The organism is Bacillus sp. URHA0034 (genome assembly GCF_056280405.1).
In genome coordinates this window covers 3758668-3773864 of the sequence record NZ_JBWCDK010000002.1, presented here as the reverse complement: position 1 = coordinate 3773864, position 15197 = coordinate 3758668, and the positions used below count along the sequence as shown (strand labels likewise).

Below are 15197 nucleotides of genomic sequence, written 5' to 3'. Positions count from 1 at the left end.
CCCCATTACACTACTTCGCTAAGCCGTTTCACCATATCATCGATCTGTTGATCTTTTAGGCGGTAACTAACAGGATTGACGACAATTCGTGAAGTCACATCCTTGATTCTTTCATACTCCACTAATCCATTTTCTTTTAATGTCCGTCCGGTCGACACTATATCAACAATCCGGTCAGATAAGCCGATAATCGGCGCAAGCTCAATTGAACCGTTTAATTTAATAATTTCCACCTGTTCCCCTTGCTCACGGAAGTATGCCTCAGCGACATTCGGATATTTGGTGGCCACTCGAGGGGCGACGTCATTCATTTTTGTATCCGGAAGACCGGCGACTGCTAAATAACAGTAGCTGATTTTTAGATCGAGAAGTTCGTAGACGTCACGCTCTTCTTCGAGTAAGACATCCTTCCCGGCAATTCCGACATCAGCTACACCGTGCTCTACATATGTAGCGACATCCATTGGTTTTGCTAAAATAAACCGTAAGCCCTCTTCGGGAACGTCAATAATCAGTTTTCGCGAATCATCAAATTCCGGCGGCAGCTTATATCCCGCTTTTCGTAGCAGTTCTACGGCCTCTATAAAAATTCGCCCTTTTGGCATCGCAATTGTTAATAGGTTACTCATTCGCGCGCCCTCCAATTAAATAGGTTGTCTCGGCAAATCGTTTCGTAAACGCATCAAGGTTTCTTACGCCGGTGATATCCTGTAGGACAGCTCTTTGCCCTTGCTCATGCATGCTTGCAGCCAGTTCGAATGCTTCCTTACGTCTTTCTTGACTGAAGAAGATACAGTGTGTGGTGTTTTCTGTCTGCCCACCTTGAAGGGCCTCAAGGAGCATATCCATTCGGACGGCAAAACCAGTGGCGCTTGCCGTTTTGCCAAATTTCTCTATTAAACTATAGCGGCCGCCATTCCCAATTGGGAAGCCGACATTTCCGGCATAGGCTTCAAAAAGAATACCGGAATAATAGCTCATATGGCTCACAATCGTAAAATCAAATTTCACGTATTCTGCTACGCCATAATCTTTGATAACATCCCACAATTCCTTCAGTTCAAGGATGGCCTGTTTGCCTTTGTCATTCTCGATGATATCGAGAGCCAAGCCAATGATCTCTTCTCCCCCTCGTAATTCGAGAAGCTGTAAGAGTCTTTTTTTATCAATAGATGAAAGCGGTAGCGAGTTAACGTGCTCGCGGTAACCGACATAATTTTTTTCAAATAAATATTTCCGTAATGCGGTGGCTCTGCCATTTGTCCCCAGGATTTGAACAAATAGCTCGTTTGCAAATCCTACATGTCCAATCGAGACTTGGAATTGTTCGAGTCCCGCTTTTTTCAGAGAAGAAATAAGCAGGGCAATAACCTCTCCGTCACAGGAAACCGTTTCTTCGTTCAGACATTCCACGCCGATTTGCTCAAACTCAGCTGGACGTCCGCCTTCGCGCTGCTGGGCCCGGAATACATTGGCCGAATAGGCTAATCTTACGGGAAGATCCTCATTTAACAGCTTGGAGGCAGCTACTCTGGCAATTGGTGCCGTCATATCAGGTCTTAGAACGACAGTATGTCCTTCTTTGTCGAGCAGTTTAAATAATTGCTGGTCTGCAATCGCAGAGGCTTCTCCAACCGTTTCGTAATATTCAAGTGTGGGAGTTTCGATAAATTGGTAGCCCCACAGTTTCAGGGTATCTGCCATGGAAGTGCGGACCTGATGTTTTTTTTCATATAGTTCTGGCAATGTATCCCGCATTCCCAGCGGCTTTTCAAACATAAACAAGCGGCTCATTGTGCTCATCCTTTATCTTCAGATTTGCTAATATTTTTAAAATCCTTTAGTCTGCTAATGTGCTAATAAATTAAAGTTTACCTGTTTGTATAAACCCCGTCAATAATAAACAACTGAGTTTCTTTCTATTTTAAACTAGTTTTACTTGCAGTACGCATTAAATTTTGCAAATTTTCACGAGATTCAGCAGAATTTGCGTTTTTTTGTCATAAAAACACCCCTGAATACTCATTCAGGGGTGCACATTACCATATATTACTGGAATTTCGGATTGCTTTTTACTAGCTTTACTGACGTTACTTGACTTGTGTTTCCAGCTGCATCTGTAGCTGTGAAGGTTAACACTGTATCATGTGTCTGAGCTGATTTGAAAGAGATGGTAAATACTCCGTTTTGATCAGCTGCGGCACTGCCTAGCAGTGTTTTTCCATTGTATACTTTTACGGTTGAACCTGCTTCAGCTTTGCCGGTTACGCTTTTCGCTGGAGCAATGATTTGTCCAACAGCTGGTGCCGCTGGTGCGGTAACGTCTTTTACAACCACTTTTGTTTCGGCACTCTTGTTGCCAGCTACATCGGTTGCTGTGACAGTCACTTCTGTTCCTGCTTTTAATGGAGTAATGCTTACTTCAAACGTTCCATCAGAATTTGCAGCAGCAGTACCAATCACTTGGCCATCCGCTTTCACTTCAACCTTTGCACCACCTTCTGTTTTCCCAGTCACTTTAGTAGACTGGTCAGTTACTTCAGCAACAGTTGGGGCCTCAGGTGCTACATTATCAATTAAAATTCTACCTTCAATTTTTGCGGAAATCGAACTTCCATTAAAGGACTTAATATATTCTACCAATGCATCAAGATCAGATGACCGAGTAACGCGGTTCTTTCCTTCTTTAAGAACAACGAAACCATCACCGCCGTCAGCCATGAAGTTATTGACTGCTACATTATAAACAGCTGTAGGGTCAATCTTAGAACCATCTGGCAGATAAATATCGATGACCTTTTGACCTAATGGTAAGTTATTGGACCAAGTATACTTCAAACCAGAAATTTGCATAATTCGGTTTCGGTCCGCTGCAAATTGCTGATTTAGTAAGGTTCTTACTTGCTCACCAGTGATATCTAGTGTAACGATGTCGTTGCCGAATGGCTGGATGGCGAATAATTCTCCCCATGTGATCGGACCAGCATCCTTAATATCATCACGGATACCGCCAATATTCATGAAGGCAAATTTCGCACCAGTTGTTACTCTCATGCCATCAGCGATTAGGTTACCAAGCGGCGCTTCTCCTGCTTCATTAGTAGTCCGGGAAATAGGTTCATTTGCATCCCCTACTACTTGGTTCGTGATCGGAGCCACATCGGCCTGGTATTGATCCATTTCTGCTTTAATTTTAGCATCAAGGTGGGCAGCATCTTGGAACGTTGTCACAATTTCCGCCTTTTTCGAAACAATGTCCTGTGTAACCGGATCGATGGTTAAATCTACATCAGAGAATGCTGTTCCATAAGAGAAAGATTGAACAAGCAGTTTTCCATCCACAGTTGAGTTTAAGTATTTATGGTCATGCGCACCAAAAATTACGTCCACTTCATCATCAACTGCTTTTGCGATATCGACTACTTTTCCTGTTGGGTTAGAACCATCTGTTGCTGATGTTCCAGGGTCATGGGCAAGAACGACAATGGCTTTAATGCCTTTAGCTTTTAATTCAGCTGTATACTTATTAATTGCTTCTGCCTCGTCAGTGAACTTAACTCCCGCTACACCACTTGGCGTAACAATGCTTGGTGTTTCAGTAGTAACAACACCGATAAAACCAACTTTTACGCCATCTACTTCCTTGACCACATATGGTGGAAGAATTAGCTCGTTTGTATCTTCTTTTACTACGTTTGCTGCTACATAAGGGAAGTCAGCACCTTCAAACGCACCATACTTCTCGACCGTTTTTGGATGTGCACCACCATTAATTAAGCGAAGCATTTCCGTTACGCCTTCATCAAATTCGTGGTTACCAATCGTACCCACATCAAAACCAAGTTCGTTTAGAATGCGAATGGTAGGCTCATCTTGTAATAATGCCGATACTGGACGGCTCGCACCAACGGCATCTCCTGCTTGTACCATTAAGGTGTTAGAAGGATTGGTGGCTTCTCTTTCTTTCAAGTAACCTGCTAAATATTCAATTCCGCCGGCTGGTTTACCAGAAACAGTAGTTTTATAGTCTAATTGTCCATGTAAGTCGTTGATTCCTAGTAATTGAACATGAACATCTTGATCAAGCGTATATTGTTCAAAGCCATCGGATAACGGACCAACATCTTTAATATTTGGTGTTGATGCTAATACATCTTTTGCCGCTGGAGAAGATTTAAAGGTTAATGTTGCTTCTCCGCCAACAGGAGCAATTTTCCAGTTATTATCAGCAACCGGATTGACAACTCCCTGTGCTTTAATATAATCCATTAAAATCTGACGGTTTTCTAATGGAGAATCAACGACGACCGTTGCATTTCCACCTTTTGTTCCAGGGAAATTCCCGCCGCCGCTTGCACGATAGTTGTTCGTTGCAACGATGAATTTTTGATTTGGATCAATTGCCGACCCGTCCATATTGGTGAAATTGATAATACGATGGGCATCAGCATTAGAAACAACTCCGGTATTATAGTTGTATCTTGCTGGCTGTGTTACATCGATTTGATATTTAACGCCATCAATCACATCAAAATTGAAGGGCTGGAATCCATAATCGATTAATTCTTGGGCATTTGCATTAGTTGGATCGATTTTGTTGAATTGTGAGGCAGACATTTCTAACCATTCTTTCACTTCTGCACCCGTTAATTCCACTGCTTTTAATGTGTTGTTATACAAATAAAGGTCATTGGCACTTTTAATTGACAGGTCGCCTTTTGCAATGTTTGTATAATCAGTTACTCCTTGGCGGCCCGCTTTGAATGGTGCACCGGCCGAAATGATTGGTACATCTTTTAGGTCTGGACGGTTCTTGCTAATCCAGTTTTTCACATAGTCTGTTTGTGCATTGTTAACGATTTGAATGGTAGGATCATCCATTACCCTCGAGAAATAGCTGGACATTGGCGCACTTGTTTCACCAATTTTCCCACGAACATATTCGAGGGTTGCTTCGTGTTCTGCGCTAACTGCGTCAACAATTTGAGTATCAACTGCAGTTGTAGCTGTTACGGGCATATCAACAGATTTTGAAGCAGTTTTATCCGCTTTCCAAGTTCCATCAGCTTGTTGAACTAACGCTAAATCAAGCACACCAAGGTTATTACCCCAGAAGCCTGCTTCGACTGCCGGTGTGCCATTAATTGTACCCTTTGCAGTGTCAAGGCCCGTTAAATCAGGATTAGTGAGACTGCTGCCCTGGTGGAATTCTTTACCTGCTGGGAACGAATAGTGGGCATGTCCAAATAATAGTGCATCAATGCCATCAACTTTGCTTAATGCGAATACTGCATTTTCGGCATCCTGTTGGTTTTCATTTGTCACATCACAGCCGGAGTGGGCAATTGCTACAACGACGTCAGCTTTAACCCCATCTTTACCTACTTCTTTCATTTCTTTAACATATTTTTTAGCCGTTTCAACAATATCTTTGACAATAACCTTTCCTTGCAGGTTATCTTTATCCCATTGTAGAATTTGCGGTGGCGCAAACCCTACAATCCCTACATTCACAGTCTGTTCGACACCGTTACTGTCTTTAATTTTTTTAGGAATGATTTGATATGGAGTAAAATAATTTTTATCGTTAGTTGGATCATTGTCATGATCATCAACATATATATTCGCATTAACAATTGGATATGGAGCATTTTTTAAGGCAGTGTTCAAGAAGCCTAAGCCATAGTTAAACTCATGGTTCCCAACGATACCCCCATCATAGTTTAATAGTTTCATCGCTTTAAACATTGGGTGAACATCGTTTTCTGTCAGAGGCTTAACTTTTGCTACGTAATCTGCCATTGGATTTCCTTGGAGTAAGTCACCGGCATCAAACAGCATCGAGTTGCTTGGGTCCACCCCGGCTCGAGCTTGCTGAATTAAGGTCGCGGTCTTCGATAAACCATAGTTAATTCCATTAGCTGTATCTTGGTAGTAATCATAGGCCATTGCTGCATCATGCAAATCAGTAGTTTCTAGAATTCTTAGAGATGCAGTATTACTTCCTGCCTCGGCGGCTTTTACCTTGTAAGGTATTGAGGGTGAAACAATTGTGCTGAGAATCAAAGCTGTGGCAGCTAATTTACTATATCTGCGGGTATTCTTCTTTTTCATATGCCTCTTCACCTATCCCCTTTGATTAAATTTTCTTGCCAAGACCTCCATGTTCTGTCTAACTTTCTGAAAACCCTCTCCTTTTTTAAGATTCAGAAAAAAATGGCGATGGCTAACCTTTGTCATTTTTTGAGGAATATTTCCATCTTCCATGAAATTTTTTAATAGATTACAGGTTTTAGCTATATTCTATTAATATCTAAATCTTATCGTTTTCCATGCCCTACTATTATAACGTTCCAAAACAGTACAAAAACGTGCCCTATTGCCTATTTTTTTGTAAGGAATACTTAAACAACGTAAAAAAGTCTGATCAAATATGACCAGACTTTTTTACGTTTCTATAGATAGGGTCCTCTGCCCAGCGCTTATCAAGTTCTTCTTTGGTATAAATCACTCGCATTGGGTTTCCGCCTACGAAACATCCAGGCGGAACGTCCTTATGAACCAGCGTGCCGGCTGAGACGATTGCCCCATCCCCTATCATGATCCCTGGGAGAATCGTGGAATTTGCTCCAATCATCACTTCACTCCCAATTTCGACAGCACCAAGACGGTATTCTTTTATCAAATACTCATGAGCGAGAATGGTCGTGTTATAACCGATCACGGTGTTGCGGCCGACACTAATTTTCTCGGGAAACATGACATCGAGCATCACCATTAAGGCAAAGGAGGTCTGCTCCCCGACCTTAACCCCCAGAAATGTACGATATAACCAGTTTTTCATACTCAAAAATGGTGTATATCTCGCCAGCTGGATGACGACAAAATTTTTAACAACCTTCCAAAATGGCACGGTCTTGTAGACGTGCCACAAAGAGTTCGCCCCCTCTACAGGATAGCGAGTCGTGTTTCTCATCCTTCTCACTCTCCGAGAATGGTTAATAGGTCAGTCATGTTCTCGAGCATGTAATCCGGTTCATAACTGGCAACATAGTCACGTCCCTTAATCGACCACGCCACACCGGCTGTTTTCGTTCCGGCATTTTTACCGGCTAAAATATCATGGTAATTATCGCCGACCATCATCGTTTCTGCAGGAGTCGAATCCAACTGTTCCAATGCATTGAATATTGGTTCTGGATCCGGTTTCGTCTTTGTCACATGTTCGTAGGCAACAATCACTTCAAAAAACGACTCTAAGTTCATCAACCGCAAGCCTTTCAGCGTTACATCAAGGCGCTTCGTCGTCACAACGGCTAGTTTGTAGCCGCGCTCCTTCAATGTCTGAATCGTTTCAGTCACCCCGGCAAACTCTTTTACAAGTTCATCGTGCTTGGAGATATTATACTCACGATAGGCGGCAATCATTTCCTCGACGCGTTCCGGATTCGGGTCCATATTGCCAAAAACTTCATGGAGGGTTGGGCCAAGGAACGGCAGAACATCCTCACGCAAATACTTGCTTGGAAAATATTTTTCCAGCGTGTTTAGGTAAGTTGAAATGATTAATTCATTTGTATCAATTAAGGTTCCATCTAAATCAAATAGGATGGTTGTAATTTTGTTTGTCATAGGTGGGTCCTTTCCTCTTATTAGCCTTAAGCGTATAACGATTTAATTGGTTTGATCTAAGTAATGAGCCTCGTCAAGACGCTTCGTGCGGCGATAAACTAAAATCGCCACCGCCACTACGATCAAAGCAATCGAAATGGTTTGTGCCATCCGCAGACTTCCAAGCATTAAACTATCTGTTCTAAGTCCTTCGACGAAGAAGCGGCCAATCGAATACCAAATAACATACGATAAAAACAGTTCCCCACGGCGGAAATTCACGCGGCGGAGCAGGATTAGTAGTAGAAAGCCAGCAAAATCCCATACGGATTCATATAAGAACGTGGGGTGATAATAGGCACCATTAATATACATTTGATTGATAATAAAATCAGGTAAATGCAGATTTTCAAGGAAGGATCTGGTTACTTCGCGGCCGTGGGCCTCCTGGTTCATGAAATTTCCCCAGCGGCCAATCGCTTGTCCTAAAATGATGCTAGGAGCAGCAATGTCGGCAATTTTCCAAAACGAAATTCCTCTTTTCCTGGCAAATACGATGGTCGTAATAACAGAACCAATTAGCGCTCCATGGATGGCAATTCCGCCATTCCAGATTTTCGGGATGTCTGCCGGATGATTAGAATAATAACCCCATTCAAATATCACATAGTAAATCCGCGCCGAAATAATCGCGATGGGAATCGCCCAAAGCATTAAATCGGCAAAGGTATCTTTAGGCAACCCTCTACGGTTGGCTTCTCTAATTGCCAGATACAAAGCAAGTGCCAGACCTGAGCCGATAATAATCCCATACCAATGCACCTGAATCGGACCAAGTGAAAAGGCGATCGGGTTCAATGGCTGTATTGTTTCATTCATCTTTTTCTCCCCTTACTCGTGGTCTCCCTCTTCAATTACATCTGACAGGCGGTCGGTAAACTGCTGGGCCGCATTAACGCCCATCCGTTTTAAACGGAAATTCATCGCTGCAACTTCAATGATAACAGCAAGGTTTCGTCCTGGTCGAACTGGAACTGTCAGCTTTGGAACATCGGTATCAATAATCCTCATTTTTTCTTCATCCAAACCAAGGCGGTCATATTGCTTTTTTGCATCCCAAATTTCCAGGTTCATGATTAAGGTAATCCGCTTGTTACTGCGGACAGCCCCTGCCCCAAACAAGGTCATCACATTGATAATCCCCAAACCGCGGATCTCTAATAAATGTTCAATTAAATCCGGTGAGGTGCCAACCAATGTGTCCTGATCTTCCTGACGAATTTCGACGCAATCGTCGGCCACGAGGCGGTGCCCGCGTTTCACTAGTTCAAGTGCGGTCTCACTTTTACCCACGCCGCTTTTTCCTGTGATCAACACGCCGATCCCATAAACATCTACCAAAACGCCATGAACAGCGGTAGTTGGTGCGAGCTTGCTTTCTAAAAAGTTTGTCAAACGGCTTGAAAAACGGGTCGTTACCATGTTTGTCTTTAACACAGGAACAGACTCTCGTTCGGATGCCTCAATTAGCTCTTCAGGCACATCAATTCCTCTGGTGACAATAATTGCCGGAGTCACATCTGTACAAAGTTGTTCCATTCGTGAGGCACGGTCTTTCGGAGATAGTTCGCTAAAAAAGGATAATTCTGTTTTTCCTAACAGCTGGATCCGTTCAGCCGGATAGAACTCAAAATAACCAGCCATTTCAATCCCCGGACGGGATATATCACTCATGGTGATCGGGCGGTTAATACCTTCTTCACCACTGATTAATTCTAAATTAAATTTTTCATAAATATCTTTGGTACGTACTTTTGGCAAGAAGATTTCCTCCTCAAACGGATGTATTTTTTAAAAAGATAGAAATAAGAAGAATTCATACCTCCTATTTTAGCATTTTTTGAAAAAGAACCAAATGGAAGAGTATGCAAAAAAGAAAAAAGGTGCCCCCTCTTTAAAAAAGGGAACACCCTAATCCGTTATTTTTTAGTCCTTCTGGATGGCTCAAACAGTGTTTTTTGAATGATAACATTAACAAGCGACATCAGCACGGCGAAGAACAGGGCCATGCCAAAACCATTGATTTCAAAGGCAGGGCCCATCAAATAATCCGTTAGTTCCAGTGTAACGGCATTGATGACAAACAGGAACAGCCCCATCGTTAGGACTGTGACCGGCAAGGTAAATAAAATTAACAGCGGACGGACGAGTACATTTAAAATCGATAATAATACGCTTGCTTCTAGTGCAGCTACAAAACCGGTTAATTGAAAGCTTTCATGAAAATAACCGGCGAGTGCCGTAAATAATACTGCATTTATCAAACAACCTATCAGCCATCTCATTCCTTAACTCTCCTACTTTTCTTGTTGTGATTGGTGGATCGTGATTGAACCTGTTTTCGTATCTGCATATAGGTTTACGAGATTTTCCGAGTGGTTAATCGACTGGAACCGCAGTGTTTTTTGAATCATTTCACTCTTTTCCTCAAGCACTTGGATACCGACTAGATTAACATGAAATCCGCCGAGGTTCGTCTTTAAATCCCCATTTACGGGCAGCCCCTCAGGGAGATAGAGGTCAATTCCGCCCGCTGCCGTTTTGGCCCGAATGAATTCAGCATCGTTTCCATGGAGTGTTAAACTGATATTCCCGTTAAACGACTCCGTTTCCAGTTTCTTAAACTCACCGTCAAGTTGAATTGCGCCATTAATGGTATCTGCTTCCACCTGATCAAACTGACTGCCTGTCAGCCTTATTTTTCCGTTTGCTGTTTCCAGTTCTGTTTTTTTACCAGTAAAACGGTCGAGGACAATTTTTCCGTTCGCTGTTTTGACGCGCAGTTCGTCTGCATTCATATGTTCTCCTGAAATAGGACCATTAAACAGTCTGACCCTCACCCGGTTATAAACGGCTTTTGGCACATATACAACCGCTTCTACCTTCATCCATTTCTGCTGGGTGCTAAACCGTAATTTCTCATGTTCAACTGTGAAAAGGACGTCACGTAAAAAATTTTGCCGGGCCTGGTCCTGGTTTTCCACGCGGTACACTTTTGCCTGACACTCGACTCTTACATCTGGCTGCTCCCAGCCGACGAGCTTTACGGCTCCGTTTGCGACGTCAATGTCGATATCTTTTAGTTTGGCATCTGCTTGGTGGAAAATATGCGAGATATCCACGGAATGGCCGAAGTTTAAATCTAAGTCTATGTCTTTAAGTTTTTTCAAGGCGATGTCAACAAATTCAAAGATTTTGTCCTTTGTAGATTGGTATTTTGCTTGGAAAGGCTCTTCTTTTTTGGCTTCTTCAAATTGGACAGTGGTCGACAGCTCATTCACGATTTGCGCCTGCTTTTGTTCCATCGATTGTTCTGTTTTTTCCAGGTCCTCGAGTAGCGTCAAAGCTTCAGCGGCCTTCAGTTTGCCTTCCTCGACCATTTGTAAAATCCGTTTTCTTTCCTCTTTCATTTTTTCCACCTCTAGTTTTATGGATTTCTCACTTTCAGCTTATTCAGCTGTTAACACCTTTACGCCTTTGATAATGTTCCAGATGATGACAATGATCCAAAGTAAAACTAACGCGATGATACTAATAATCGTAAACACAGGGATGGTATCTTGCTGTGCAGTAAAGTCATAGAATACCGCAAACACGAGCAGCGGTGTCAGGATGAGTGGAATGAGGTGTGAGAATAGTGATTTCTTGGCATGTTTTTTGGTGCCTTCGTCACTTGTTGCTAAATAGACAGCTAATGGAAAAATGAATCCGGCGAAAAAGATACTAAAATAGCATAGACTGGATAAAACTTTGCGTGTTTCCATACATTTATCACCTCTATCCTTTATTACGAACTGAGAAGAGAAAAGGTTTCTTTTTATTTGTTTTTTGGTTTCGGTTGGCAGGAGAGGGGACGATTCCGCGGGAATGGGTCGTTTTTCCGTGGGAATGTTGAATATTTCCGTACGTTTTTGGGTTTTTTCCGCGAACTCTTGGATTAATTCCGCGGCCTTTCTGATTTTTTCCGTGCGGACGAACTGCGTCTGGCTGGATTCCGCGGGATTTCCGGTTTTTTCCGCGGTATCTATGAATAATTCCGTACGTTTTCTAGTTTTTTCCGCGGACTTTCGGATTAATTCCGCGGACTTTCCGGTTTTTTCCGTGCGGAATCTCTGAATAATTCCGTACGTTTTCTAATTTTTTCCGCGAACTTTCGAATTAATTCCGCGGACTTTCCGGTTTTTTCCGTGCGGACGAACTGCGTCTCGCTGGATTCCACGGGATTTACGGTTTTTTCCGCGGAATCTTTGAATAATTCCGTACGTTTTCTAGTTTTTTCCGCGGACTTTCGGATTAATTCCGCGGACTTTCCGGTTTTTTCCGTGCGGACGAACTGCGTACGGCTGGATTCCGCGGGATTTTCGGTTTTTTCCGTGGAATCTATGAATATTTCCGTACGTTTTTTAGTTTTTTCTGCGAACTTTCGAATTAATTCCGCAGACTTTCCGATTTTTTCTGCGAACTAACCCCAGCTAAGCCGGATTACGTACTATTTCCAATTTACTCCTCATACATTCTAATCTATTCCGTAGGTTTTCCGATTTATTCCGTCTGCTTCCACATTAATTCCGCGAGCCCTAGCTATTTTTCCGCAGAATCAAAAAAAGCCGAAACCTGCCAGGTTTTCAACCTGGAGATTTCGGCTCTTCTTATGCCTTAATCGCACTCTTCTCTTCAATTTGGTGTTTCATCCGATCTCGGTCACGCTCTAGGACTGGTTTTAAATATTGACCAGTATAAGATTCAGGAGTATCGGCCACTTTTTCCGGTGTTCCTGTCGCGACGAGAGTGCCGCCCTTGTCTCCTCCCTCAGGACCGAGGTCGACCAGATAATCAGCTGTCTTAATGACATCGAGATTATGCTCAATAACAAGAACGGTATCGCCATTTTCAACCAGCCGCTGCAAAACAACAAGCAAACGGGAAATGTCATCGACATGAAGCCCCGTCGTCGGCTCATCTAAAATATAGAACGTTTTACCATTTGAACGGCGATGCAGCTCGGAGGCAAGCTTGACACGCTGGGCTTCTCCTCCTGACAGGGTCGTCGCCGGCTGGCCAAGCTTCACATAGCCAAGTCCTACATCCATAATCGTCTGCAGCTTTCGGCTGATTTTTGGAATGTTTTCAAAAAATTCAACTGCCGCTTCAACCGTCATATCAAGAATATCGGCAATATTTTTCCCTTTATATTTCACTTCCAGTGTTTCACGGTTATAACGTTTGCCATGGCATACCTCGCATGGAACATAGACATCAGGTAAAAAGTGCATTTCAATTTTAATAATCCCGTCACCACGGCAGGCCTCACAGCGGCCGCCCTTAACATTAAAACTAAAGCGGCCTTTCTTATATCCCCGTACCTTCGCTTCATTCGTTGAAGCAAACACATCACGAACATCATCGAAAACACCGGTATACGTGGCCGGATTCGAGCGCGGTGTTCTGCCAATCGGCGACTGGTCAATATCAATGACCTTTTCCAAATGTTCCATTCCCTTAACCGCCTTATGGGCGCCGGGCTTGGTTTTGGCACGGTTCAGCTTTTGCGCCAATGATTTGTGGAGGATCTCATTAATAAGCGTACTCTTCCCAGATCCGGATACCCCCGTGACCGCGATAAACAAACCAAGCGGAAACTTTACATTTACATTTTTTAAATTATTTTCAGATGCCCCTTTAACTTCGATAAAGCGGCCATCCGGCTTACGACGCTCAAGCGGGAGCGGGATGAATTTTTTTCCCGATAGATACTGCCCTGTCAAAGAGTTCGGGTCGGCCATTACTTCAGCCGGAGTTCCCGCTGATACAATCTCACCGCCATGAATACCGGCACCAGGACCAATATCAATCAGATAATCGGCCGCGAGCATTGTGTCTTCATCGTGTTCAACGACAATCAAGGTATTGCCGATATCACGCATGTTTTGCATCGTACCGATTAACCGGTCATTATCGCGCTGATGGAGACCAATCGAAGGCTCATCCAAAATGTATAACACACCTGTTAAGCGCGAACCAATTTGGGTAGCCAAACGAATCCGCTGGGCTTCACCCCCGGAAAGTGTCCCGGCGGTACGGCTAAGCGTCAAATAATCAAGACCCACGTTAATTAAGAAACCAAGCCGTTCACTAATCTCACGGAAGATCAAGGCGGCAATTTGCATTTCTCTTTTCCGAAAGTTTTAATCCAGCAAAAAATTGATCAGCATCTTTAATCGATAAGTCGGTTACTTGAGAAATATGGTTCCCGTTAATTAACACGGCCAGCGATTCTTTTTTCAAGCGGTGGCCTTTACAGGTCGGACATGGCTGCTGACCCATGTATTTTTCCATTTGTTCACGGATAAAGTCAGAGCTCGTCTCCTTATAGCGGCGCTCGACATTACGCATAACACCTTCAAATTGGATATGACCTTCGCGAAGCTGCCCAAAATCATTTTCATAACGGAAATAAATTTTGTCTTTTCCGGAGCCATAAAGAACTTTTTCCATTTGGTGCTCGGGGATATCCTTAACCGGTATATCCATATCGATTCCATAATGGTCACAGACCGCCTGAAGCAGCTGTGGATAATATTGCGAACTGGTTGGCTCCCATGGGGCAATCGCATGCTGTTTTAACGTCAGGTCCTTATTAGGGATGACTAAGTCAAGATCGACTTCCAGTTTGGAGCCAAGTCCGTCACATTCAGGGCAGGCCCCGAACGGACTGTTAAAGGAAAACATTCGCGGCTCTAGTTCACCAATTGAAAAACCGCATATCGGACAAGCATGGTTCTCACTGAACAACAGCTCTTCCTCGCCCATTACATCGACGATAACGTTTCCTTCCCCAAGCTTTAAGGCCGATTCAAGCGAATCTGCGACACGGGATGAGACGCCTTCCTTAATAACAATCCGGTCGACGACCACTTCAATCGAGTGCTTCTTATTTTTATCTAGTTCGATTTCATCACCAAGATCTAGCATTTCTCCGTCGACACGAATCCGGACGAATCCTTGTTTTTTGATATCTTCCAATACCTTGACATGGGCACCTTTTCGGCCTGAGATAACAGGTGCTAGGATTTGCATTTTGGTGCGTTCTGGATAGCCAATAATCCGGTCCACCATCTGCTCGATCGTTTGGGAAGTGATTTCAATACCATGATTCGGACAAGTTGGGTGTCCGACTCTTGCAAAAAGTAATCGTAGATAATCATAGATTTCCGTTACCGTCCCGACTGTTGAGCGCGGGTTTCGGCTTGTTGTTTTTTGATCAATCGAAATCGCCGGAGATAATCCTTCGATCATATCAACATCCGGCTTATCCATCTGACCGAGAAATTGGCGGGCATAGGCCGATAGTGATTCCACATAGCGGCGCTGCCCTTCTGCATAAATCGTATCAAATGCGAGCGAGGACTTCCCAGAACCGGAAAGTCCGGTCAGTACAACAAGCTTATCTCTCGGAATGGTGACATCTATATTTTTCAAATTGTGGGCGCGGGCGCCTTTCACAATCAGTTTTTCCATTGCCATCT

10 protein-coding genes and 1 pseudogene are annotated in these 15197 nt (G+C 43.4%); all 11 read right to left on the bottom strand.

Annotated elements, in window-relative coordinates:
* Window positions 1–5: 5 nt before the first annotated feature.
* The 11 genes and pseudogenes from hisG to uvrA all read right to left on the bottom strand — a co-directional run bounded on the left by hisG (window position 6) and on the right by uvrA (window position 15195).
* On the bottom strand, window positions 6–629 hold the full coding sequence (gene hisG, locus ACZ9EE_RS20095) for an ATP phosphoribosyltransferase (RefSeq protein ID WP_251567792.1): 624 nt from the start codon (window positions 627–629) through the stop codon (window positions 6–8).
* The gene (locus tag ACZ9EE_RS20090; protein WP_476029889.1) at window positions 622–1794 is read right to left on the bottom strand and encodes an ATP phosphoribosyltransferase regulatory subunit; all 1173 of its coding nucleotides are present in this window, start codon (window positions 1792–1794) and stop codon (window positions 622–624) included. Before ACZ9EE_RS20090 ends, hisG begins: the two co-directional genes overlap by 8 nt.
* Before the next feature lie 255 nt (window positions 1795–2049).
* On the bottom strand, window positions 2050–6114 hold the full coding sequence (locus ACZ9EE_RS20085; protein WP_476029887.1) for a bifunctional 2',3'-cyclic-nucleotide 2'-phosphodiesterase/3'-nucleotidase: 4065 nt from the start codon (window positions 6112–6114) through the stop codon (window positions 2050–2052).
* 313 nt (window positions 6115–6427) lie between these two features.
* Window positions 6428–6976: an acyltransferase gene (locus ACZ9EE_RS20080; RefSeq protein ID WP_476029885.1), complete on the bottom strand. Its 549-nt coding sequence runs from the start codon at window positions 6974–6976 to the stop codon at window positions 6428–6430.
* Between the two features lie 5 nt (window positions 6977–6981).
* The gene (gene ppaX / locus ACZ9EE_RS20075; protein WP_476029883.1) at window positions 6982–7632 is read right to left on the bottom strand and encodes a pyrophosphatase PpaX; all 651 of its coding nucleotides are present in this window, start codon (window positions 7630–7632) and stop codon (window positions 6982–6984) included.
* A 42-nt stretch (window positions 7633–7674) separates the two neighbouring features.
* Window positions 7675–8490: a prolipoprotein diacylglyceryl transferase gene (gene lgt / locus ACZ9EE_RS20070; protein WP_476029881.1), complete on the bottom strand. Its 816-nt coding sequence runs from the start codon at window positions 8488–8490 to the stop codon at window positions 7675–7677.
* Window positions 8491–8502: 12 nt separating this feature from the next.
* Complete coding sequence (gene hprK / locus ACZ9EE_RS20065; RefSeq protein WP_476029879.1) at window positions 8503–9432, bottom strand: HPr(Ser) kinase/phosphatase; 930 nt, start codon at window positions 9430–9432, stop codon at window positions 8503–8505.
* A 158-nt stretch (window positions 9433–9590) separates the two neighbouring features.
* Window positions 9591–9956, bottom strand: coding sequence for a phage holin family protein (locus ACZ9EE_RS20060; protein WP_476029877.1), 366 nt, complete (start codon window positions 9954–9956; stop codon window positions 9591–9593).
* Between the two features lie 12 nt (window positions 9957–9968).
* Window positions 9969–11081, bottom strand: a complete 1113-nt coding sequence (locus ACZ9EE_RS20055; protein ID WP_476029875.1) for a DUF4097 family beta strand repeat-containing protein — start codon at window positions 11079–11081, stop codon at window positions 9969–9971.
* Window positions 11082–11120: 39 nt separating this feature from the next.
* On the bottom strand, window positions 11121–11435 hold the full coding sequence (locus ACZ9EE_RS20050; protein ID WP_476029873.1) for a magnetosome magnetite crystal formation protein family: 315 nt from the start codon (window positions 11433–11435) through the stop codon (window positions 11121–11123).
* An 885-nt stretch (window positions 11436–12320) separates the two neighbouring features.
* A pseudogene (gene uvrA, locus ACZ9EE_RS20045) lies at window positions 12321–15195 on the bottom strand (excinuclease ABC subunit UvrA).
* Between the last annotated feature and the right edge of the window lie 2 nt (window positions 15196–15197).

Excerpts from the sequence above, each read along its gene's own strand:
- hisG (WP_251567792.1), bottom strand. The coding sequence starts at position 629 with ATGAGTAACCTATTAACAATTGCGATGCCAAAAGGGCGAATTTTTATA.
- ACZ9EE_RS20090 (WP_476029889.1), bottom strand. The coding sequence starts at position 1,794 with ATGAGCCGCTTGTTTATGTTTGAAAAGCCGCTGGGAATGCGGGATACA.
- ACZ9EE_RS20085 (WP_476029887.1), bottom strand. The coding sequence starts at position 6,114 with ATGAAAAAGAAGAATACCCGCAGATATAGTAAATTAGCTGCCACAGCT.
- ACZ9EE_RS20080 (WP_476029885.1), bottom strand. The coding sequence starts at position 6,976 with ATGAGAAACACGACTCGCTATCCTGTAGAGGGGGCGAACTCTTTGTGG.
- ppaX (WP_476029883.1), bottom strand. The coding sequence starts at position 7,632 with ATGACAAACAAAATTACAACCATCCTATTTGATTTAGATGGAACCTTA.
- lgt (WP_476029881.1), bottom strand. The coding sequence starts at position 8,490 with ATGAATGAAACAATACAGCCATTGAACCCGATCGCCTTTTCACTTGGT.
- ACZ9EE_RS20060 (WP_476029877.1), bottom strand. The coding sequence starts at position 9,956 with ATGAGATGGCTGATAGGTTGTTTGATAAATGCAGTATTATTTACGGCA.
- ACZ9EE_RS20055 (WP_476029875.1), bottom strand. The coding sequence starts at position 11,081 with ATGAAAGAGGAAAGAAAACGGATTTTACAAATGGTCGAGGAAGGCAAA.
- ACZ9EE_RS20050 (WP_476029873.1), bottom strand. The coding sequence starts at position 11,435 with ATGGAAACACGCAAAGTTTTATCCAGTCTATGCTATTTTAGTATCTTT.